Here is a 21,650-nt window from a genome sequence, read left to right on the forward strand (position 1 = left end):
CACGCTATCTCAAATAAACCCAAATTTTGCAGTAGAACTTATGTCGGATGTGCCGGTGCTCGGCTGGCAGGGCCGTTCGACCAAAACGTAGGTGCGCCTGAAAGGTGCGTCGAGGCTTTGGACGAATTGCCCATGTCGCCGATGATCGGTGCAGATGGCATGAGAGCCAATGCAAATTTTGGGAAAAAAAGGGAGAGAGAAGTGTTTCTCCTCTCCCCATATTTTAACGATGCAGTGGGCTAACCGGCTTTATATGCATTTTAGGCTGGGTAGATGGTTTGAGATTCATCTTTTTCAACTGCAGAAATTTCATCTGCGATGCAGGAATTTTGTATTTCGGTGCCACCGCTTTCATTTTTGGTCGATAGCGAATCGGTTTGTTGTGGAGGAAGTTTGTCAGGATTGTAGGCTCTTTGTACTGGTTCGGATCTCTCCACCGGTCTGCCGCCTTGTCCTGGGAAGAGACCAGATCAAGCGTAAAACTGTTGAATGCAACACTTTCGCAGCCCAGTCTGGCGTCGTGCCTTCCTCCTGCGTCGACTTCACAGCGGATCGATGCAAGAAGTCCGCGACCCGGCCCGAACTCTATCTGTCCTCTCGCATCCTTTTTCGAAAAGGCATCGATCAATCCATACACGTTACCACCGTCAAATCCGTAAACCCGGAGTCCGGAAAAACCTGCTAGCCCTTTGAAGGATTTTCTTTTGATAGGACGTCTGGGGTCTCTCCATTCGCATGTTTTCAGTGAACGACCGATTGTGCCCAGATTTTTTTCGTCGTTATCGAGATCGATGATATAGTCCGATACTTTTTTCGCATAGGCGCTGTCACCTTTGTTGATGTTTTTCTTCCTGACGACAAGAGGCTGTCTTCTATCTCTTTTTCCTTTCCACTCGATTTTGGAAACACCAAGAGTCGCTCTCAGTTTGCGTTTGTCGGTCTTCAGTTTCAAAACGGCACTGACACGGACATGATTTCCTCCGGTTTCTGTATCTCCGGCCACAACATCGAATCCACCGGGCAGATTGCCGTTCAACTCCTGCTTGAAATGGAGAGAATCGTCGTTCAGGTTGATGGTGACAGGTGTATAGCAGTCATGAATATAGCGATCTGGCATTACCATCTCCGCAAGATCGACGAGCTTTCGTTCCTCCTTATAGTATGCGCCGAGCTTTTTACAGTTTTCTGTAAAACTCTTGTCGCATTTTTGAGCTGCTTTCAACAGATCGTTGAACTCTTTTTTCCATGCCTGTCTATACTTTTTTATGGCCCGGATACGTCTGTTTTTGATACTCCGTTTCGTCCCCAGCGCAAAAAGAGGCTGGGTGTTCGGAGAGAGAATGAAATCGGCATCTTTGATGGCTGCTTTCAGATCCCAGAGCGTATCGGCCATGTAACCGATATAATCTTCTTTCGTATCGCCGTGTAGAATATCCTGGTAGGGATAGTTGGGCAATACGGTATAGGGCAAAATGATATATTTGATCGTACGCTTGTAATCCTTGCTGTTCCTGAAAAAATTCCGATAGTACGATTTGAATTCGTCCACACTCGAGGGATTGGGGTCATCTGATCCCGTACTGTATGTATGAACCTTGAAGTTGTGCGAACCGAAGGTGGATATCAGAGTCTTTGCAATATCGATTCCGGCTTCTGCCGAATATCCGACACCTTTTACCCCGAAACCGGTTTTGGAGGTGAATTCGGTCGACTGCTTCAGTGTCTGTTTTTTCACGGTAGCGGTACCCAGGAAATCTCTACCCTTTTGAATCCCTATGACGAAACCGTCACCGCACCGCTGTTTGAATTCCCCCCGTTTTTTGGGATCCTCCAGCAGTGCCTGCATATCGGACTTGAGCTGGGCATATTCAAGAAATCTAAACTGGGGTTCATCATACCGATAGGCGGATGCGAAGAGAGTCAGATTGTATTTGCTGGCTTCCGTATTTGCCACGACACCGGTTTTGTTGTTGGTGGAGAGTTTTGCACCGCCGGCTACCGCCTTCAGTGAAGCACTGGCGGAGAGGCTCGATTTTTTTACGATATCCGATGTACTTTCGGCAAGTTCGTAATGGGACTCCTGCCGACTCGCTCCTCCTGCATATGTATCATTCGAGCTGAATTCGACACATATCCCTTTCGACTGTTTTTTTCTCGAATCATACCCCCATCCATAGTTGGCCGGCGAATCGGGCGCTGCATCGACGGTGAGAAAATCGATGGCCATGTCGGCATTTCCGATATTCATGATCATCGCAACAGATGCGATTGCAACCAGATATTTTCCTTTTGCTTTCATCAATGACTCCTTTGGTGGAATGGGAAGCAACAGGCTCCTTATTTTTAAATTATCTTAGGTAAAGTTAATAATCTATTAAATGAAAGAACCGTTAACAAAGATTAATTGAAACAGATGCCATTCCGGGATGATGAAAAGAGAGGAGGAAAACGTCTTTAAAGAGCTATTTAACAGTTGACAAAGTAGAATTGTATCCATATTTCTACTTTTAAAGCGATTTTCGTTTGATAAAAAAATTGATTCTGCTGATTTTTCTGTTCCAGATATCTGTGTTGAATGCTTCGATTGTTGAAAAATTGCCCTGGCCGGAGGGGGAGAGTTTTCTCCATTTTCTCGATCACCACGGTATGCCGCAGTCGATCTACTGGAATCTCGACAAAGAGGACAAAGAACTCTGCGAAGAGATCCGGGCGGGTGTCTCCTACTACATGATGACCGACGACAATGGCTCGGTGATCGAGCAGGTGCTCATTCCGATCAACGAGGAACTTCAGATCCATCTTGTCCGGGAGGCTGAGAACTACCGTTTCGAAATGATTCCCGTGGCGTATCAGGAGATCACCGATCTCTTTGCACTCTCCATCGAACGCTCGCCATATCAGGATATCATCAAAGCAACCAACAACAGACTGCTCGCACATGCGTTTGTCGATGCATTCAAGAACAGTTTTGATTTTACGAGGCTTCGCAAAGGCGACAGACTTGCCGTCGTCTACAAGGAGAAGCTGCGCCTGGGGCGCCCCTACGGCCTGCCCACTATCGAGGCGGCAATGATCGAAAAACGGAAAAAGCCCCATTATCTTTTCCGTTTCCATGACCGGTATTACGATGAAAAAGGACGGGAAGTCGAAGGGTTTCTGTTCCGTAAGCCAGTCAATCATGTCCGCATCACATCCCGCTTCACGTTGCGGCGTTACCATCCTGTGCTCAAACGCTACCGTGCCCACCTGGGGGTCGATTTCGGGGGGCGGACCGGTACGCCGATCTATGCGGCGGCGGACGGGCGTATCATTTTCGCCGGGCGTCTCGGGGGGTACGGAAACGTCATCAAAATCCGTCACCGTGACGGGTTCATGACCCTCTACGCCCATATGCACAAATTCCGACGTGGGATGCGCCGCGGGAAGTACGTCAAAAAGGGGCAGGTTATCGGGTATATCGGTTCGACAGGCATGAGTACCGGGCCGCACCTCCATTTCGGTCTCTACAAAAACGGCCGTCCCATCAATCCGCTGGGTGTGATCAAGGTGACGAAAAAGACAATCTACGGCAAGACACGCAAAGAGTTCCTTCGCTATGCGGCCATCATGAAAGAGAAACTGCAGAATGCGGTAGAGACGAATGCATGTCCCGTTCGCCTCGACGATCTGTCACGGTCGAACATGTGTATCGACGAGAAAACGAGTGTGGGCGGATGATCGAAGATTTCCGTATCGAACCGCTTGAGACTTCCCATTTCGTTCGTCCGGCTCTGGTGAGGTATCGGCAGAATGGTGCCGAAAAAAGTTGGGAGATTATCCGGGCGCACGACAGTGTCGCCGTGCTGATTTACGACAGGGACAACGATGCCTTCATTCTTGTCAAACAGTTCCGCCCCGCTGTCTATCTGCAGAATGGCGAAGGGTATACGGTGGAACTGTGTGCCGGAATCGTCGACAAAACGAGTTCGCTTCTGCAAATTGCCAAGGAGGAGATTGAAGAGGAGTGCGGCTACGATGTGCCCATCGAGCAGATAGGGAAGATCACCTCGTTTTACACGTCGGTCGGTTTTGCCGGATCCAAACAGACGCTCTATTATGCCGAAGTGGACAGGAGCATGAAGGTGCACGAAGGCGGTGGTATCGAAATGGAGGAGATCGAGGTGGTCATGCTGCCCGTGCAGGAAGCGAAAGCCTTCATGTTCGATGAGACACAGGTCAAAACGCCGGGGCTGCTCTTCGCATTCATGTGGTTTTTCGATCGGTTCAGTCGATAAACCGTTTCAAAAGACCATCGTAGGCGTCGATTCGTCGGTCTCGCAGAAACGGCCACCAACGTCGAACCTCTTCGCTCCGCTCCAAATCGATGTCGACAAACAGGATCTCCTCTCTCTCCGTCGAGGCTTCGGCCAGCATCTCTCCCTGCGGTCCGCAGGCGAAACTGCTGCCCCAGAATCGTATGCCGTCCAATGCACCGCTTTCGTCTTTTTCGAAACCCACACGGTTGACGGCTACCAGCGGCAGGCCGTTGGCGACAGCGTGCCCCCGCTGCACCGTGATCCATGCATCGTGCTGCCGTTTTTTTTCCTCCTCCGGGTCGGAGTCGAACCAGCCGATGGCAGTGGGATAGATGAGTATCTCCGCTCCTTTGAGTGCCATAAGCCGGGCCGCTTCGGGGTACCACTGATCCCAGCAGATCAGAATGCCCAGCCTCCCGACGGAGGTATCGACCGGTTCGAATCCCGTGTCGCCGGGGGTGAAGTAGAACTTTTCGTAAAAGCCGGGATCGTCGGGAATATGCATTTTTCTGTAACTTCCGGCTACCGAGCCATCCTTTTCAAATACGACAGCCGTGTTGTGATAGAGACCGGCCGTCCGTTTTTCGAACAGTGAGGTTACAAGGACAACATGGTATTTTTTTGCGATTCCACTCCAGAATGCCATATCCTCTTCGAAGCTCTCGGCGAGATCGAAGAGATGAGTCTCTTCGTATTGACAGAAATAGGGACCTTGATGAAGCTCCTGCAGCACCACGAGTTCGGCTCCTTTGTATGCCGATTCGGCGATCATTTCACAACTTTTGCGACGCATTGCCTCTTTTTCGTTTTGCCAGGCGTGTTGTATCAAAGCTACATGCATGGGTTGCCTTTGGTATATAAAAATATAAAAAAAGTATATCAAAAAGAAAAAATTAACAGAGTATAAACTATACAAATAACCATGATAAATATAGCAATGGTTAAGTTGTTATTTATCCATATGGAGAGATAATAGAAATAGGAGACAAACCTGTCGTTTGTCTATAGCTGTGATGCAGTACATATGGTACGCATCTTGTGTTGCTAAGGAATGGAAAGGCCAAGTGATGAATGGAATGGTAAATTGGCAAAAATTGAAAGGTGTGGCGATTGCCGGTGCATTGGTTCTATCGTGTGCGGCATATGCGGATGGGCCACAGGCGATGTTCGCTGTCTCCTATACATGGGGTGGAAGTATCGGCAACGGTAATCTGGGCGTCTCTCTCAAAGTGATTTCGAGCAGAGAGGAGAACAATGTGATCGCAGCGGCGGGCGTCACCTACTATCCATGGGCACCTGTCGAAAAATTCGGAGCCGACGTCGGTGCCGGTTACCTGTTCGACAGTTTCGCGTTGACCGGTGGCTGGGATTTCATTCAAAGTGACTGGATCGTATCGGCGGGATATGTCAATACGATCGATGACGATGACGATGATGACAGTACAGGCGGTGATACCGGTGGCGGTGGTGCGTAATCCGCCGTATTATGCATAATAGGAGGGAATCTGCATCGTTACACAGTGCAGACTCCCTCCCTGTTCGATCAGTTTGAGTGCTTCGATCGGAATGATTTCGTGCGTTGGAAAGAGTTGTTTAAAGAGAGTGATCATCTCACTGTCTCTTTCGTCCCGATAAACGGGCAGAAGAAGAGAGTGGTTGGTGATCAGGAAATTGGCGTAGGTGGCCGGAAGCCGGTTGCCTTTTGAACCGTACCTGGGCTTCGGAAGAGGGAGGGGGACGAGACGATAGGGTTTTCCTTCGAGGGTACGAAAACTCTCCAACTGCTCTTTCATCTTTTGCAATTCTGGAAAGTGGAAGTCTTTTTCATTGTCACAGGTTACATATGCGATGGTCTCTTCATCGATGAAACGTGCGAGGGTGTCGATATGGGCATCCGTGTCATCTCCTTCGAGTTCACCATGGTCGAGCCATAGAATCCGTTGAAGGCAGAGCTTCTCTTTGAGAAACGCTTCGATCTCCTCTTTTGACATATCGGGGTTGCGGTTGGGATTGAGCAGACATCTGGATGTCGTCAGGAGTGTTCCGTTTCCGTCGCTTTCGACCGAACCCCCTTCCAGGACAAAATCGATTTTTTCGTAGTCGCCGTAGAGATATCCTTGTCGGATCAGCTGTGCCGTGACGGCATTGTCGAGACCGCTCTCAAACTTCTCTCCCCAGCCGTTGAAAGTGAAATCGAGAAATTTGCGTTTGCCGTCGGCATATATCGTGATGGGACCGAAATCTCTGGCCCATGTGTCGTTGGTCGGAATCTTTACGAAGGTGATATTCCGCGTTTCACAGAAGAGCTGTTTTATCGCTTCGGGATCGTCGCAGACGATGATGACCGGTTCGTTGTAGGCGATGGAGCTGGCGATGCGTACAAACGGTGTCAACGCTCCTTTCAGATCCTCGGCCCAATCGGTTCCGGCGTGCGGAAATGCCATCAGAACGGCATCCTGTCTGTGCCATTCAGTCGGGAAGCTGCACATGGTCATCTTCATCATCCTTGACGATGCGGACACTTTTGACTACCATGACGATCACGAAGAGGAGGGTGGCCGCCATCCCGATGATCTTTACGGCCAGTACGATCGGATGCGACTCTCCTTTCGGTACAAACTCCGTTGCAGCGGAGAGTGCGGAAACGAGAACGGCAAAAAATATCGGCAGGCGTATCATTCCTTAATCCTTAATGCGCTAAAATCTTTTCCATGTCCTATATCGAAATTTCACGGGAAAATTTTTTTTACAATCTTAACCAAATCGCCGCCAAAACTCAATCGAAAGAGAAGATCGCGCTGGTCCTCAAAGATAACGCCTACGGCCATGGTCTGAATCTCATGGCGAAGCTCGCGGCCGAATGGGGTGTACGGCATAGTGTCGTGCGTACGATGGCAGAGGCTGCACAGATCCGTGATCTCTTTGAAACGGTTCTGGTTCTTTCCGATACGCCGGCAGAAGATCCGGGCCAATCCATTCGTATCGCGGTCAATAGCCTGGATCAGCTTCGCCGTATCCCTCCTCATACCTCCATCGAACTCAAAGTGGATACCGGCATGCACAGGAACGGTATCGTGTCGGAGGAACTGACAATAGCCCTCGATATCGTCGGAGCTCGGCAGCTGCGGCTGACAGGCATCATGACCCATTACCGGAGTGCGGATGAGATGGGAAGTGACTTTTTCTGGCAGCGCAAGCGATTTGAAGCGGTGCGAGGAGCGGCGGAAAAACTTGGAGTCGGGGATATTCGGTGGCACAGCTGCAACTCCGCCGCGCTCTTCAGGACGCAGTGTTTCGACGAGGATATCGCACGCATCGGTATCGCCGCATATGGATGCCTTCGGATGCCGGACTCGTTCCACATACCGCATTTGAAGCCTGTCATGACATTGTGGGCGGAACGGGTGGCCACGCGGAATGTCCGGAAAAGTGAGCGGATCGGATACGGTGGAGAGGGGCAAGTGGATTCCGGTATGGTATCGACATACGATATCGGATACGGAGACGGCTGGCTGCGGGGAAATGCCGCAAATCCGTACCGGCTTCCTGACGGCAGAGATCTCGTCGGACGTGTCTCGATGGATCTCATCAGTGTCGAAGGGGAGGATGACAAGCTGTGTCTCTTCGACGATGCATCCGAAGCGGCGGAACAGTTCAATACAATCGGCTACGACATTCTGGTCAAACTCTCCCCCGATATCCGGCGGATCGTGGTATAGAACCGATCATGCTCTTCTCTCTTTTCCTGCTTTTTTTTCTCTCTCTTTTCCTCTATCCTTTTTACGTCGTCTACCGACAGACTCTCGGTGAACACGAACCGATCGTGAAGAGACCCGACGAGTGGGGCGCGGAATACGATGATATCGAATATGTGACATCCGACGGAGTGACGCTGAAAGGGTGGTGGGTTCCCGGGCGGAGCGAACGGGCGGTTCTTCTGCTTCACGGCAAGTCGGGGAGCCGCAACGGCTTTCACAGCGGTGTTTTCGAACTCGGACGCTGGTATCACGGGCGGGGGTACCAAGTGATGATGGCCGACATGCGTGGACATGGCGAGAGCGGTGGGAAATTTATCTACTTTGGTATTCGCGAACATGCCGATATGCTCGGGTGGATTCAGGACCTCGACCCTGCCCGCAGGTACCGGTGGTCACTGCACGGTTTTTCGATGGGGGCGGTCACGGCGCTGATGATGGCGGACCGGTCGCCGGGGCGTTTCGCCAAAGTGGTGGCCGATGCCCCGTGGATCGATTTCGAAAGGGTTGTCAAGCAGGAGCTCTGGAAGCGCGCCAGAATCCCCTATTTCGCCTATCCCTACATCGAGTGGATCGCAAAAACTTTTTTCGGCCAGAGCTTCAAGCTGGCGGACAATTTCGACCGCTGCCGCAGATTGTGCGGAAAAGAGATTCTCTATATCGTCGAAAAGGATGACCATCTTCTGGCGCCGTACCATTGGACGCTGCTGAAAAAAGCGTGCCCGGGTGCACATATCGTCTTCTTCGAGGATGTGGGCCATGTGCAGGCTTTCAAGGAGATGCCCGACCGCTATACAGCCCTGCTAGAAAAAGAAGGTCTGTGACTTCAGAACTCTGAATTCCGACGCTTTTTTCTCTTCGATCCCCAGTTTTTCCGCCGCGTTGGGATTGACGATGTGGTATCCGAGCGTCACGGTGACACGATCGCCTTTTTGCAGGTGCATGCCGGTTTCGAGCGTTTTGGTTTCGTACGCTTCGATCGTATGGGCTTTCAAAATCGTGTCGGCCATCCAGGGCATCGCGGGTTTGCCGTCGTGTCCGAGAATCGTGTAGAAAGCGACGGGGTCGGACTGGATCGTATCCCCGCCCCGCCTGATTGCGATGCGAAGCATTCCGAGGCGCAGCGGATGGGAAAAGAGCCGATGGTTCGCCCTGTTTTCGATGGTGACTTTCAACATTCCGTTCTCTTCCGAAGCGGCGAGGAGGATGGAGTCCGCGAGCAGTTCGGGCCGCAGGTGCACACCGGCGAAGCCGTGGTAGGCGTGGGTTTTGCTCTTGACGATCGTGGAGTAGGAGCCGGGTACTTGCGGCATGTGACAGGTGATGCAGTTTTGTTTCTCATTCTGCCTCTCTTTCAGATCGAGCGAACAGATGGTAAACCCTTTGCCGTTCTGTTTGTGGTCATGGCAGCCCAGGCAGTTCTTTCCGCTGTTGAACAACTCGTTGGAGTAGTCGATGGTATGAAACGGCGATCCTTCGATACTGTGTGAGAGGCCGAAAAAACTGCTTGTTTCATGGAACTTCACCACCTCCTTCTCGGTTTTCCCCCGCTTGGCGGCGTAGTAATATTTGGGCTTGCCGTTCAGGATATTCCTATTCTGTTTCGTATGGCGTTCGATTGATTTGATCCGGTGGCAGTAGGCACAGCTGATCGGTTCATGTGTCTGGACATTGTCAGGTTCCGGCATGGCCGGCTTGCCGGCGGCGAGCGCGTTCATGACTCTTTCATCCGAGGGGGTATGACAAACGGCACATGTGTATTTTTCTCCCGCTTTAAGCGGATGTTTCTCCCAGATTGCTCTGTGAACCGGGTCGTTGGCAATGGAGGATCGTTTGTGCATCGATTCGCTGTACTCTCTGTAGATGATCGGATGGCATTTTTTGCAGACGTTGGAGCCGGTGAAATGGCCCGCAGCGAAGGAGAGAGTCGCAAAGGCAGCCAAAATGAGGAGACGTGACATAGTTGACCTTCTCTTTTTTTCGGGAAATTTTATCCGATTCGCGGCTGCAAAAGTATGACCGGCGTCAATCCGTTCTGTCGTTGAGTTTGAAGGCGAGCAGGAGGGCAATGACGAGCAGAACGGCTGTCATGGCGTAGAGCAGTGTATAGCCGCCGAAATGAAGCAGGAAACCACCGAGAATCGAAAAGAACATGCCCAGCGAGACGATATTCATCTGCACCGCCACATAGAGCGGGCGTTTGGCTTCGGGGGCGAGGATGAGGATGAGATTGGAACTGGCGATACGGCTGCCGTCTCCCGCTGCACCGAAAAGGAAAAAAATGAGGCCATAGGTTATGAGAGTGTCAGCGGTAAGGGCCATCATTACGGCGAGTAGCTTGAGGGCAATACTGAGGATGGCGATAAGGCGGAAGTGTCCGAGGCTGCCAAGTTTTCCCCACAGTACGTTGCTGATCATCGCCCCGACCATTTGAACCGTGATGAGAATGCCCACCTCTTTGCCCCCGATATGGACAGTCTCCTTTGCGTCGAGTACGACGAAAGGCATGGCGATGAGGTAGCTGTAGGCGAGCAGGAAGGTCACGATCTGCACCTGCAGTTGGCGGTCCGCTTTCAGAAGTTCAAGTGCATGCTTCAGAAAACCGGTAAAGGATTCGATTTTCGTTTCGAAACGGGTTTTCACCGGTTCTTTGACGGTACCGAAGGCGATGAGGCCAAACCCCATCAACAGGGCGCTGAGCATGAAGAGGTAACCGAAGTCGTAGGGCGGTTCGAACCGCTCCAGTACCCATGCGGCGATGGCCCCGCTGATGAGTGCACCGAGGCCGGAGAAAAACTGTCGCCACGCCATCGTCTTGCCGCGGAATCTGTGTGAAAAGATTTTCGCGACGATCTCTCTGAAGTAGATGGCGCCGAACCCGGCACTGAAAGAGAAGAGAAAGAGACCGATGCCGATGCACCAAAGTGTCAAAGTCGGATGGTTCTCCCCAAAAAGCAGGATTGCCACGCCGATCATGAACCACGAAAGAAAACGAAAGACGAAAACCCGACGCAGGTAGGGGAGCATTCTGGCGTAATGCTGTGCTTTGTAGGCTGCGAAGAGCTGCATAAGAACGGCTCCGCCACGAAGAAGACCGCTGAAAAATCCGATAAGCACCGGCGAACCGCCGAAGTAGCTGATCATCAGTGGCAGAATGGTTGCGGGTTCTGCGATGGTCGTTCCGAGGGAAAGAAAAAAACCGTGTAAAATATTTTTGATATGGTTGGAAAATCTAGAACCCATCTTAAAAATCCCCATGGCCGGTAACGGAGGCGATTTTGCCTTCTATCGCGGCGCTTCGACGCAGGCGTGGCCAAAGCCACGTCGAGGAGAAGCAACAAAGAGAGGGGGCAAAATCGCCCCGCCCGCAAAGGTGGCACGCAAACGGCAGGCTGATGTCGTTGAAAATGCTCGATGTAGCCTTGGCTACACCTTGCGCTTTTCGCCTCATCATCGTACCGTTTGCGTGCCATTCCCGACTATGGGGATTTTTAAGATGGGTTCTATCCATGTCACCGCCGATGCCAGATGATATCTGTTGTTGAGTTCGACATCATAGCAAAAAAGAGACGGGGAGAGAGTGCACAGAGAGGGGAATGCGTCAGTTTTTGAGGAAATTTCGCATATTCTCTGCCGGCATCGGCTTGGCGTAGAGGTATCCCTGAATCTTGCTGCAGCCATTCGCAAGGAGAAAATCACGCTGCTCTGTACTTTCGACTCCTTCGGCGATAATTTCCAGATGCATGCTTTTCGCCAGAGCGATAATGGCACTGACAATGGCCGTGTCGTCGGAATCGAATGGAACATCTTTGATAAAGGAGCGGTCGATTTTGAGTTTGTCGATGGGCAACCGTTTCAGATAGGAGAGTGACGAATAGCCGGTTCCGAAGTCGTCGATAGCCAGTTGAATGCCCAGCGCACTGATTTGACGAAGGACATCGATCGAAAGTTCCGGATTGATCATCACCTGACTTTCCGTGATTTCAAGCGAGATCCACTCCGCTTTGCAACCTGTCTCTTCGATCATTGCACGCAGCACATCGAGAAAATCTTTGCTGCGCAATTGCTTCATCGACAGGTTCATCGAAAGAACTCCGGGATTGAGTCCTTCTTCGTACCATCCTTTCAATTCCCGCATCGCTCTGCGCATCAGCCACCGGTCCATTTCGACAATGAGTCCCGTCTCTTCGGCAAGTGGAATGAATCGGGCAGGGGAGACCAGTCCCATATTCCCGTGCTTCCATCGGATCAGCGACTCCATTCCAAACGGTTTGCCCGTCGATGCGTCGATTTGCGGCTGGTAGTAGACGACGAAATCCTCATGCTCGAGAGCCTGCCTCAGGCTCGTCTCCATGACGATGCGTTCGAATGCCTTTTCCGTCATCTCTTCCGCATAGAACTGGTAGGTGTTTCGCCCTTCCTCTTTTGCCTTGTACATGGCCGCATCGGCGTGCTTCAGGAGTGTATCTGCGGTTCCTCCGTCATCGGGATAGATTGAAATGCCAATGCTCAGCGTAATGTAGAACGTATGCATCTCGATAGTGATCGGCTGATGCATTTCCACCATCATTTTGTTGATGATATCGAGAACATCCGTGTTTTCATGGATGTTCTCGAGGATCATCGTAAATTCATCACCCCCGAGACGGGCAAGCGTATCGGAGTCTCGAACACATCGTTTCAATCTGTCGCCGACTTCGCGAAGCACTTCGTCTCCATGTCGATGTCCCAGTGAATCGTTGATCTCTTTGAAGCGGTCGAGATCGATAAAAAGTACGGCGATTTTTTTTCCGTTTCTCGTGGCGGTTTTGATGGCATGGTTCAGGCGGTCGAGAAAAAGCGGACGGTTGGAGAGGCCCGTCAACGCATCGTGATAGGCGAGGTACTCCATCTCTTCCGTCTGCCGTTTGAGTTTCTCTTCGATCTCAACACGTTCGGTAATGTCGAGAACGGTGCCGATCATCGAAACCGGTTTGCCGCTGTTGTCGAATGTCACTTCTCCTGTCTCCTGGACATACCGCATTTCGCCATTTTTTCGGACGACACGGTGTACGACGAGATAGGGTCCGATATTCTCCAGGGCGTTGGTAATGGCCCGCTCCACTTTTTCGATATCTTCCCTGGGGATATAGGATTTGAACGCTTCATACGTCGGTGCATAGCTTCGCGGTATCTCTCCGAAAATTCTGAATACTTCATCCGACCATTTCAGCGCACCGGTTTCAATATCCCATTCCCAGCTTCCGAGGTGCGCAATGCGTTGGGCTTTGTCGAGACTCTCTTTGCTCTCTTTGAGCTGCTGGTGTACTTGGTACATCTGCGTAATATCCCGGCTGATACCAAGCACGCCGATAAGTCTCTTTTCTCTATCTATCAATGGGGTTTTGAGCGTGCTGAGAAGGACGCGTCTGCCATCCGGGTAGTCGACCCACTCTTCATTGGTGCGGCTGATACCGCTTTCGAGCATTTCACGGTCCTTGCGGCGAAAGAAGGAACCCGTCTCTTCTCCAAACAGCTCGATATCGTCATGACCGACAATCATCTCTTTCGGCTTTCCGACGAATGCCTCGAATGCCTTGTTGCAGCCGATGTAGATGCCGTCGTAGTTGACATAGTCTTTGTAGAAGACAAGGTCGGGAATGGTGTTGAGAACGATATCATGAATCGAATTTTTCTTGTGGGAATCGATTTCGATTTGATTGTCCTGCATCCTATACTTTTCCTTCCATTCCAACAGCGGCCTCGGTAATGTACCGGAGAGCGCATCAAGAGACAAATCGGCCGATTTGTCTCTGTTGTTGAGGAGTTGGAACATGGATGTTGGATTCAGGAGAGTCTATTCCATCCTTCGGCGACCGAAGCACACCTGTTTTTGGCGAAAAGCCAGAGCGCCGCATTCAGTTTCGCGATTTGCACCAACCCTTCCGAAGGGTTTGCAGTTTTCTGCAGGCACTCCATTTTGCCGATCCGGTCGAACGACTTTTTATAGTCGATACCGAAGTCGAGGGGGTCGATCAGGTGCTCTTCGGCATCTCCGTTCTCACAGACCCATATCCGGCATTTGCCAAATATTTCCGGTGTGCCTTCGTTGCCTTTGACAATAACGAGTCGCCTGTATCTGTCACCGAATATTTCGATATATTTTTTCACATAGGGCTTGTGAAAGACTCCAATAAGAGCCGTGTCGCATCCACCGACGTTGGGAAGCCGTTCGATCGTGTTGAGTCCGGTGCGCAGGCCGAGTTTCCGGCGAAGGGGGGAGAGATCGGCCAGGGGTTTGCAGTAATCGGCACGATCGAAATATCGGATGTTGTCGGGCAGGGGAAGTGCCTGGCAGAGATCACGGACGGTGACCCCCTCTTTGGATGGCTGCAGTGCACCACCATTCACGACGACCTGGATATCGAACGATTTGACCATTTCGGCGGCGATAGGAAAAATATAGGGATTGTCGGCTTTGCCATCGAAGGGATAGCCAAGTTCCATGCCGTTTTCAACCGGGGACCTGAGAGTTCTTTCATCCAGAGCATGGAGGGCGGCCCGGAACTCTTCCGTCGTTTCCGGTTTGAGCCGCCAGCCCAGCAGAAACGCCGCCGTCTGTTCCGGTGTTGCACGCCCGTCGAGCATCTGTTCCATTGCGTCATACATCTCTTCGTAGGAGAGATTACGGTTGTGTTTCGCCCCCGTGCCGACACATTTGATGTAGGTGCCGAACGATGTGCCCATTACCCTGCCATCATCTCACGGCGGATCGCTTCGAGGCGTTCGATCCGCTGTTCGGTCGTCGGGTGGGTTCTGAACAGGTTGGCGAAACTGACATTTTTCCCGGTGAACGGGTTGATGATGAACATATGTGCCGTTTCGGGTGTCGCTTCCGGGAGTATGCCCTGGCGGTTGTAATTTTCGAGTTTCAACAGGGCGCTTTCCAGCCATTCGGGATGGCCTGTCAGATGTGCGGCACCTTCGTCGGCCATGAACTCCCGGCTTCGGCTGACCGCCATCTGGATGATTCCTGCAGCCAACGGCAGAATGATCGACATGACCAGCATCAGAATCGGATTGGGGCTCTCTTCGTCGCGGCCGCCGAATATGGCACCGAACTGCATGATGTTGGCGATCCAGGCAATCGCTCCTGCAATCGTCGCGGCGATTGTACCGATCAGAATGTCGTAGTGTCGGACATGGCTGAGCTCGTGTGCCAGTACCGCTTCGATCTCCTCTTCGTTCAGAAGGTCCAGAAGCCCCTCTGTTACAGCGACGGCAGCATGCTTCGGATTGCGTCCTGTGGCGAATGCGTTGGGAACGCGCTCGGGAATGATATAGACACTCGGCATCGGCAAACCGGCGCTGCCGGCTAGTCTGCGGACAATGGCGAGAAGGCCGGGAGCGCTCCGCTCATCCACCTCGACGGCATGATAGTGCCGAAGTACCAGTTTGTCGGAGTAGAAATAGGAGATGAAATTCATGACGCCGGCAAAAATCAGCGCAATCAGCATACCACTCGTTCCGCCGAATATGCCACCGACCCAGACCATCAAAAGGGTCATCAACGTCAACAGGACAACGGTTTTGACTGCTTCCATAATTCACAATCCTTTAAAAGGTTTAGTTTAAATGACTAAAATATACTATCAAAAACGACTAAAGTCAAGATTATTCCGGTAGAGTAATGGCGTTTTGAAAGATTGCACCGTCGATACCAAGCTTTGCGGCTTGCTCCATCTCATTCTCGTCGTTGACCGGTACGAGAATTTTGGCGTCGAAGAGATAGGTGTCGGCGATCTTTTGAAGCGTTTCGGCCAGTTTGAGATCACTCAGGATATAGTGAGCATGCAGCGCGTTGGCGAGCAGAGCTTCTTTGATATTTGCCACCATGACGGCATAGGGAAGCCGGTTCTCGTCACAGTGCTTTGCGAGGGTTTTTGTCTCTTTGAAAGGACCGAGCCAGAGTGTACAGTTGGGAGGAGTTCTGGGGATGTCGTCGATCTCCTCCACATAGTAAAAAGGATCGAATGGAACATCCGGATGGCCTATAATAATCATCATTTGACTCCTGCACACTCTTTGGAACAGTAGTATTTGCCTCCGACGATGATCGCTTCGTGCGAACTGACAAATGTACCGCATTTTTCACATTCGACCATGATCTCTTCATCTTTTTTCGGTTTGCGCTTTTCGGCATCGGCGCGTGCCTGACGATGTTGGGTGACCTTCGGTTTTTTGATCAGAAAGAAGTAGACCGCCGCAATGACGGCGATGGTAAGTACGATTTTCAGCATTTGGATGCATCCTTTATCCATAAGTAATTGCGTTTGTTGCGTGAAATCAGTTCGATATCGCAGGCCCCAAGTCCTTCGATTTCGTCGAAAACCTGTTCCCCTTTGTAAAAGAGGAGCTGGGTCTCTTCTGCGATGAAAGGGCGGCTCCAATCGATCAGTGCAGACGTTTCGGTAACGGCACGTGATGTGATCAGGGCATAGGGACGAGCCGGTAGCGTTTCGACACGCCTGTTTTCGACCGTTACATTCTCCAAATGCAGCTTTCTGGCGATGAAACGTAAAAATGCGGCACGTTTGTGCAACGGTTCGCAGAGCGTCGTTTGGGTGTCTGGCCACGCGATAGCAAGAATCAAACCCGGAAAGCCTGCGCCGCTCCCAATGTCCAACAGGTTTTTTGGGGCAGCTTCCAAAAATGTAAGCGGGTAAATCGAGTCGAGGATCTGCATGTTGATCGCATCACGTGTTTTGGCACCCGTCAGATTGTGGATGCGATTCCACTCCGTCAGATTCTCCGCGAAGGCATCGAGTTTTTCCACTGTTGTCGAAGCGAGGGGGATCTCCGCTCGTTCCAATACGCTTTTCAGTTGATCGCTTTTCACTTACAGAAGGTGTCCCAGTTTCTCTTTTTTGGTCTGAAGGTACTCTTCATTATGGGGATTCGCTTCGACCACGATCGGCAAGCGTTCGACGATTTCGATTCCCTCGAGACTTTCGATCTTTTTCGGGTTGTTGGTCAGCAGGCGGATTGTTTTGATGGCAAAATGGTTCAGAACCGTTTCGACCATTTCGTAGGTCCGTTCGTCGGCGCTGAAACCCAACTGATGATTGGCCGCGACCGTATCGAATCCTTTGTCCTGCAGTGCGTAGGCATTGACTTTGTTGAGAAGACCGATATTGCGTCCCTCCTGTCGCAGGTAGATCACCATGCCACCCTGACTCTGGATAAAATGGAGTGCAAATTCAAGCTGATCGCCACAGTCGCATTTGAGGCTTCCCAGTGCATCGCCTGTCAGGCATTCGGAGTGAACCCGTACGACCGGTGTTTCGGGAAGGGGATCGGTAAAGATGGCGAGATGCTCTTTGGAGCAGCCATTCTCCAAAATCTCTTTGAATGCCTGGATTTTGAACATCCCAAACCGGGTTGGAAGATTGGCGATGTCGGAAACTTCTAAATTCATTCGTATATTTTCCTAATGTTTTGGTAAAATAAGCGTTTTCTATTTTAATTTCATCGCGATTATACCATATGTAAAGGTTTTATCATGTTCGCACGCTTCAGACGCAAACGGCTTCATCCTGTTCTTCGTGACCTCGTTCGCGAAACGGTATTGACCCCGGACGATTTTATCTATCCGCTTTTCATTCGCGGTGGTGAGGGGATCAAAAACGAGGTGGCGTCGATGCCGGGAGTCTATCAGATGAGTGTCGACGAGGCGATCAAAGAGTGTGATGTACTCAAAGGGCTTGGTATTCGGTCGATCATTCTGTTCGGTATTCCCGATACCAAAGATTCGATTGGAAGCGATGCTCTGTGTGAGCATGGCATCATCGCGACGGCGTTGCGCGCGATCAAGTCGGCCCATCCGGATATGCTGGTCATCACCGATCTCTGTTTTTGTGAATATACGGACCATGGCCATTGTGGTGTGCTCAATCCCCAGCTTCAGACGGTCGATAACGACATTACGCTTCAGAATCTGGCCAAACAGGCGATCGTACATGCCAAATCGGGAGCCGATATGATCGCACCCAGTGGCATGATGGACGGGATGATCACGGCCATTCGCGACGGGCTTGATCGTGCCGGTTTCAGCCACATTCCGATCATGAGTTATTCGACGAAATTTTCGAGCGCCTATTACGGACCATTTCGCGATGTGGCGGAGAGTGCACCGAGTTTCGGGGATCGGCGCAGCTATCAGATGGATCCTGCCAACCGACGCGAAGCGATTCTGGAGAGTCTCGAAGACGAGCGCGAAGGGGCGGATATTCTGATGGTCAAACCGGCACTCGCCTATATGGATATCATTCGTGATATTCGAGAAGCGAGCGATCTGCCATTGGCTGTTTACAATGTCAGTGGGGAATACAGTATGCTGAAGATGGCGGCGAAAGCCGGTGTCATCGATTACGAACGGGTCATGATGGAGACACTGCTCGGTTTCAAGCGGGCCGGTGCGGATATCATCATCAGTTATCACGCGAAGGAAGCGGCGGAGATATTGAACAAGTAGGGGTGGGAGAATGTGAGAATATGGGAGTGAAAAAACCACTCCCGCAGCGCTGCAGAGCAGCGATCTCACATTTCCACCTTCTCACGAAGGAAAAAGCATGAAACACTTTTTGACACTGAAAGATTACACCAAAGATGAGATTTTGGAAATTATTACCCTCGGTTTGCGTATCAAGGCGGAAGTCAAAGCAAAACGGTTTACCCCCTATCTCGAGAAACAGACGTTGGCGATGATTTTCGAGAAGAGCAGTACCCGCACCCGCGTCAGCTTTGAAACGGGAATCTACCAGCTGGGAGGGATGGGGCTCTTTCTCTCGTCGCGCGATATTCAGCTGGGACGGGGTGAGCCGATGAAAGATACGGCCCGTGTCATCAGCCGCATGTGCGATATGGTGATGATTCGTACCTACAGCCAGAAACAGCTCGAGGAGTTTGCAGGATTTTCGCAGGTGCCGGTTATCAACGGGTTGACCGACGAGTACCATCCTGTGCAGCTGATGGCTGACTACATGACGATGATCGAGCATGGAAAAGAGCAAAATCCGGTGGTTGCCTATGTCGGAGACGGCAACAATATGGCGCACAGCTGGCTGATGCTGGCCTCCAAGCTCGGATTCGAGCTCCGGATCGCCACACCCAAAGGATACGAATGCAATCCCGAAATTGTCGAAGATGCCATTGAGTTTGCCAAAGAGAGCGGCGCCACGATACTCTTCACCGATGACCCCGGAGAAGCGATCGTGAATGCCGATGTCGTCACGACCGATACATGGGTATCGATGGGGGATGAAGGGGAGAAGGAGAAGCGTATCAAAGACTTCGCCGGATATACCGTCGACGATGCAATGATGAAACGGGCCAAAGCGGATGCGATATTTTTGCACTGTCTTCCTGCCTATCGGGGGTTCGAAGTGACGGAAGAGGTGCTTGAAGGGGCGCAGAGCGTCGTCTTTGACGAAGCGGAAAACCGGCTGCATGCACAAAAAGGTGTCATGGTGTGGCTGGATGGAAAAAGGGATGAGGTGTGACGGAGGAGGATATGAAGAGTCTGAAAAATCTGCCGGCAGAGCAGCAGTTCAAAGAGATCGATCTGGTTGCCAAACGCCTCGGAATACCGGTGCCAAGCGAGCGGCCTGTGCTGGAGATCAAACCCGGTGAAGATAACGAACAGAGGATTTTGGAGCTCAAACGCGGAAGCTGGGACGACAAACAGCCATGGTTTGTCATCGATGAAAACGGGGAGCTGCTGATTCTCTCTACGGCCGAAGCGATGATGGGCATCATGACTTCGTTGCAGCATATGGGCGAAGAGGTCTTCAAAGCACGTCTGGAGCGGGCGATCGCCAAAGAGCTTCCGATCGATTTCCATGATGTCTGGACCGTCGCGATGCACGAACTTCAGCAGCGTCTGAAAAAGAGCTCCAAAGAGGCAGCGAGTGTCGATCTGGAAAATCTTGTCAAGAGCATCAAACGCAAACATCCCAATCTTTTCTATTCGCTCAAAGATCTGCAGTTGAGTGAGGAGGATTTGAAAGAGTCCGGGCTCTGAGCCCGGATGACAGACTGAAACGCACAACTATTCCTTCGGGTTTATCGCTTATTTATCGAAAATATGGGAGAATATCCCAATTTTAGAGGGGACTTTTCCAACATGAAAATCGATTTCAAACAATTTGTCAAATACTCCAAGCCGGGCCCGCGGTATACCAGCTATCCGACGGCGGTCGAATTTTCCGAAGAGTTCACGTATGAGAAGTACATCGGAAAACTGCGGAACCGTGATGCGAAAAAGCCGCTTTCCATCTACATTCATCTGCCGTTTTGCCGAAGCGCGTGCTATTTCTGCGGCTGCAATGTTGTCTTCACCTCCAAAGAGGAGAAGAAGGTCCGCTATATCGATTATCTGACGCGTGAATTGGAGATTCTGTCGCAAACGATGGATACCTCGAGCAAAGTCGTGCAGTTCCATTTCGGCGGCGGTACGCCGACCTTTTTCAGCGCAGAGCAGCTCGACCAGATTATGAACAGCGTCAAGAAACATTTCCCGAAATTCGCCAAAAAGGCGGAGGTGAGCTGCGAAATCGACCCCCGTTTCTTCAATGAAGATCAGATGAAGGTGCTCAAAAAACACGGTTTCAACCGTATCAGTTTCGGTGTCCAGGATTTCGAACCGGTCGTCCAGCAGGCGGTTCACCGTATCCAACCCTACGACATCACGAAGCAGGCGGTCGATCTGGCCCGGAAATACGACGTCGAGAGCATCAACATCGACTTGATCTACGGGTTGCCGTATCAGACGCTCGAGAGTTTTAAAAAGACACTCGAACTGGCCTATTCGCTCGATCCGGATCGTCTGGCGGTCTTCAACTATGCCCATGTGCCATGGCTCAAGAAGACGATGCGCAAACTGGACGAAACGACGATTCCCAGCCCTGATGTCAAACTCGCAATTCTCCAGTACACGATCGATTTCTTCACGAACCATGGCTACAAAATGATTGGCATGGACCACTTCGCCAAGCCTGACGACGAGCTTTTCAAGGCGATCGAGAAAGGGGAACTGCACCGCAACTTTCAGGGCTATACGACACGCGGCGGTGTCGATCTGCTTGGCATCGGCCTGACCAGCATCGGGGAGGGGGAGGACTACTACGCACAGAACTACAAAGATCTGCCCGAGTACGAGGTGGCGATCGATGCCGGAAAACTGCCGTTCTGGCGGGGTGTGGAGCTGAGCGAAGACGACCGTATCCGAAAAGCGGTGATCATGGATCTCATGAGCAACTTCAAACTCGATATCAAAAAGATCGAAAAGATGTTCGGCATCGACTTCAAAGCCTATTTCGCAGATGCCATCGAGGAACTCCAACCGATGATCGACGAGGGTCTCGTAAAAGTGACGGGCAAAGCGATAAAAGTATCCGAGACCGGTACCCTGGTTATCCGCAACATTGCAATGCCGTTCGATGCCTATATGAAAAAGCATGCCGGCAGCAAGAAGACTTTCAGCAAAACGGTATGACGCTTTGTGGCAAGTGAAAAGTGAAAAATATTGGATGCGGCTTTGCCGCCTCCATCGGGAGAAGTA

The 21,650-nt window shown here is 51.3% G+C and carries 23 protein-coding genes; 10 read left to right on the plus strand and 13 right to left on the minus strand.

Translation table 11 applies throughout. The annotated features are described in order from the left end of the window. Positions 1 to 243: hypothetical protein (locus tag Q1K24_RS02315; protein WP_300365358.1), on the plus strand; the 243-nt coding region annotated here is incomplete at its 5' end. On the opposite strand, the gene Q1K24_RS02320 is transcribed toward Q1K24_RS02315, so the two are convergent. Continuing rightward, complete coding sequence (locus Q1K24_RS02320) at positions 224 to 2,299, minus strand: hypothetical protein (protein WP_300365361.1); 2,076 nt, start codon at positions 2,297 to 2,299, stop codon at positions 224 to 226. The two genes, Q1K24_RS02315 and Q1K24_RS02320, sit on opposite strands and share 20 nt — an antisense overlap. A 224-nt stretch (positions 2,300 to 2,523) precedes the next feature. On the opposite strand from Q1K24_RS02320, the gene Q1K24_RS02325 reads away from it, so the two are divergent. Then, positions 2,524 to 3,717 (plus strand): peptidoglycan DD-metalloendopeptidase family protein, encoded by a 1,194-nt coding sequence (locus Q1K24_RS02325; RefSeq protein WP_300365364.1) that lies wholly within the window; start codon positions 2,524 to 2,526, stop codon positions 3,715 to 3,717. Continuing rightward, positions 3,714 to 4,274 (plus strand): NUDIX domain-containing protein, encoded by a 561-nt coding sequence (locus tag Q1K24_RS02330; RefSeq protein ID WP_300365367.1) that lies wholly within the window; start codon positions 3,714 to 3,716, stop codon positions 4,272 to 4,274. Before Q1K24_RS02325 ends, Q1K24_RS02330 begins: the two co-directional genes overlap by 4 nt. On the opposite strand, the gene Q1K24_RS02335 is transcribed toward Q1K24_RS02330, so the two are convergent. Further along, positions 4,264 to 5,136, minus strand: coding sequence for a carbon-nitrogen hydrolase (locus Q1K24_RS02335; RefSeq protein ID WP_300365370.1), 873 nt, complete (start codon positions 5,134 to 5,136; stop codon positions 4,264 to 4,266). The two genes, Q1K24_RS02330 and Q1K24_RS02335, sit on opposite strands and share 11 nt — an antisense overlap. 226 nt (positions 5,137 to 5,362) lie before the next feature. Here Q1K24_RS02335 and Q1K24_RS02340 point away from each other — a divergent pair, with 226 nt between their 5' ends. After that, positions 5,363 to 5,770, plus strand: coding sequence for a hypothetical protein (locus tag Q1K24_RS02340; protein WP_300365373.1), 408 nt, complete (start codon positions 5,363 to 5,365; stop codon positions 5,768 to 5,770). Positions 5,771 to 5,779: 9 nt separating this feature from the next. On the opposite strand, the gene Q1K24_RS02345 is transcribed toward Q1K24_RS02340, so the two are convergent. Together Q1K24_RS02345 and Q1K24_RS02350 are read right to left on the minus strand one after the other, a co-directional pair. Then, complete coding sequence (locus tag Q1K24_RS02345) at positions 5,780 to 6,790, minus strand: agmatine deiminase family protein (RefSeq protein ID WP_300365376.1); 1,011 nt, start codon at positions 6,788 to 6,790, stop codon at positions 5,780 to 5,782. Continuing rightward, entirely contained in the window at positions 6,765 to 6,974 is a 210-nt protein-coding gene (locus Q1K24_RS02350; RefSeq protein WP_300365379.1) for a hypothetical protein, read from the minus strand. The genes Q1K24_RS02345 and Q1K24_RS02350 overlap by 26 nt, the downstream gene beginning before the upstream one ends. A gap of 32 nt (positions 6,975 to 7,006) precedes the next feature. On the opposite strand from Q1K24_RS02350, the gene Q1K24_RS02355 reads away from it, so the two are divergent. After that, entirely contained in the window at positions 7,007 to 8,014 is a 1,008-nt protein-coding gene (locus Q1K24_RS02355) for an alanine racemase (protein ID WP_300365382.1), read from the plus strand. A gap of 8 nt (positions 8,015 to 8,022) precedes the next feature. Next, positions 8,023 to 8,874: an alpha/beta fold hydrolase gene (locus Q1K24_RS02360; RefSeq protein WP_300365385.1), complete on the plus strand. Its 852-nt coding sequence runs from the start codon at positions 8,023 to 8,025 to the stop codon at positions 8,872 to 8,874. Here Q1K24_RS02360 and Q1K24_RS02365 read toward each other — a convergent pair. From Q1K24_RS02365 to ribA, 9 genes are all read right to left on the minus strand, one after another. Beyond that, positions 8,854 to 10,011: a multiheme c-type cytochrome gene (locus tag Q1K24_RS02365; protein ID WP_300365387.1), complete on the minus strand. Its 1,158-nt coding sequence runs from the start codon at positions 10,009 to 10,011 to the stop codon at positions 8,854 to 8,856. The two genes, Q1K24_RS02360 and Q1K24_RS02365, sit on opposite strands and share 21 nt — an antisense overlap. Positions 10,012 to 10,075: 64 nt before the next feature. Continuing rightward, complete coding sequence (locus Q1K24_RS02370) at positions 10,076 to 11,293, minus strand: MFS transporter (RefSeq protein ID WP_300365390.1); 1,218 nt, start codon at positions 11,291 to 11,293, stop codon at positions 10,076 to 10,078. Between the two features lie 358 nt (positions 11,294 to 11,651). Next, a complete protein-coding gene (locus Q1K24_RS02375; RefSeq protein ID WP_300365392.1) occupies positions 11,652 to 13,760 on the minus strand; it encodes an EAL domain-containing protein in 2,109 nt (702 codons plus the stop codon). A gap of 116 nt (positions 13,761 to 13,876) precedes the next feature. After that, entirely contained in the window at positions 13,877 to 14,776 is a 900-nt protein-coding gene (locus Q1K24_RS02380) for a glycosyl transferase (RefSeq protein WP_300365395.1), read from the minus strand. Next, positions 14,776 to 15,633, minus strand: a complete 858-nt coding sequence (htpX, locus tag Q1K24_RS02385; protein WP_300365398.1) for a zinc metalloprotease HtpX — start codon at positions 15,631 to 15,633, stop codon at positions 14,776 to 14,778. The genes Q1K24_RS02380 and htpX overlap by 1 nt, the downstream gene beginning before the upstream one ends. 70 nt (positions 15,634 to 15,703) lie before the next feature. Continuing rightward, the gene (locus tag Q1K24_RS02390; RefSeq protein WP_300365401.1) at positions 15,704 to 16,096 is read right to left on the minus strand and encodes a hypothetical protein; all 393 of its coding nucleotides are present in this window, start codon (positions 16,094 to 16,096) and stop codon (positions 15,704 to 15,706) included. After that, complete coding sequence (locus Q1K24_RS02395) at positions 16,093 to 16,329, minus strand: PP0621 family protein (protein WP_300365404.1); 237 nt, start codon at positions 16,327 to 16,329, stop codon at positions 16,093 to 16,095. Before Q1K24_RS02395 ends, Q1K24_RS02390 begins: the two co-directional genes overlap by 4 nt. Further along, positions 16,323 to 16,901, minus strand: coding sequence for a 16S rRNA (guanine(527)-N(7))-methyltransferase RsmG (rsmG, locus tag Q1K24_RS02400; RefSeq protein WP_300365407.1), 579 nt, complete (start codon positions 16,899 to 16,901; stop codon positions 16,323 to 16,325). Before rsmG ends, Q1K24_RS02395 begins: the two co-directional genes overlap by 7 nt. Positions 16,902 to 16,928: 27 nt before the next feature. Continuing rightward, positions 16,929 to 17,507 carry a GTP cyclohydrolase II gene (gene ribA / locus Q1K24_RS02405; protein ID WP_300365411.1) on the minus strand — a complete coding sequence of 193 codons (579 nt, stop codon included), beginning with the start codon at positions 17,505 to 17,507 and terminating at the stop codon, positions 16,929 to 16,931. An 84-nt stretch (positions 17,508 to 17,591) separates the two neighbouring features. Here ribA and hemB point away from each other — a divergent pair, with 84 nt between their 5' ends. From hemB to hemN, 4 genes are all read left to right on the plus strand, one after another. Continuing rightward, positions 17,592 to 18,563: a porphobilinogen synthase gene (gene hemB / locus Q1K24_RS02410; RefSeq protein ID WP_300365414.1), complete on the plus strand. Its 972-nt coding sequence runs from the start codon at positions 17,592 to 17,594 to the stop codon at positions 18,561 to 18,563. Positions 18,564 to 18,660: 97 nt separating this feature from the next. Continuing rightward, on the plus strand, positions 18,661 to 19,590 hold the full coding sequence (argF, locus tag Q1K24_RS02415; protein WP_300365416.1) for an ornithine carbamoyltransferase: 930 nt from the start codon (positions 18,661 to 18,663) through the stop codon (positions 19,588 to 19,590). An 11-nt stretch (positions 19,591 to 19,601) separates the two neighbouring features. Further along, complete coding sequence (locus Q1K24_RS02420) at positions 19,602 to 20,111, plus strand: DUF2603 domain-containing protein (protein ID WP_300365419.1); 510 nt, start codon at positions 19,602 to 19,604, stop codon at positions 20,109 to 20,111. Positions 20,112 to 20,213: 102 nt separating this feature from the next. Beyond that, positions 20,214 to 21,584, plus strand: coding sequence for an oxygen-independent coproporphyrinogen III oxidase (gene hemN, locus Q1K24_RS02425; protein WP_300365422.1), 1,371 nt, complete (start codon positions 20,214 to 20,216; stop codon positions 21,582 to 21,584). Positions 21,585 to 21,650 lie beyond the last annotated feature (66 nt).

The organism is Hydrogenimonas sp. (assembly GCF_029932565.1).
In the GTDB taxonomy this organism is placed as follows: Bacteria; Campylobacterota; Campylobacteria; order Campylobacterales; family Hydrogenimonadaceae; genus Hydrogenimonas.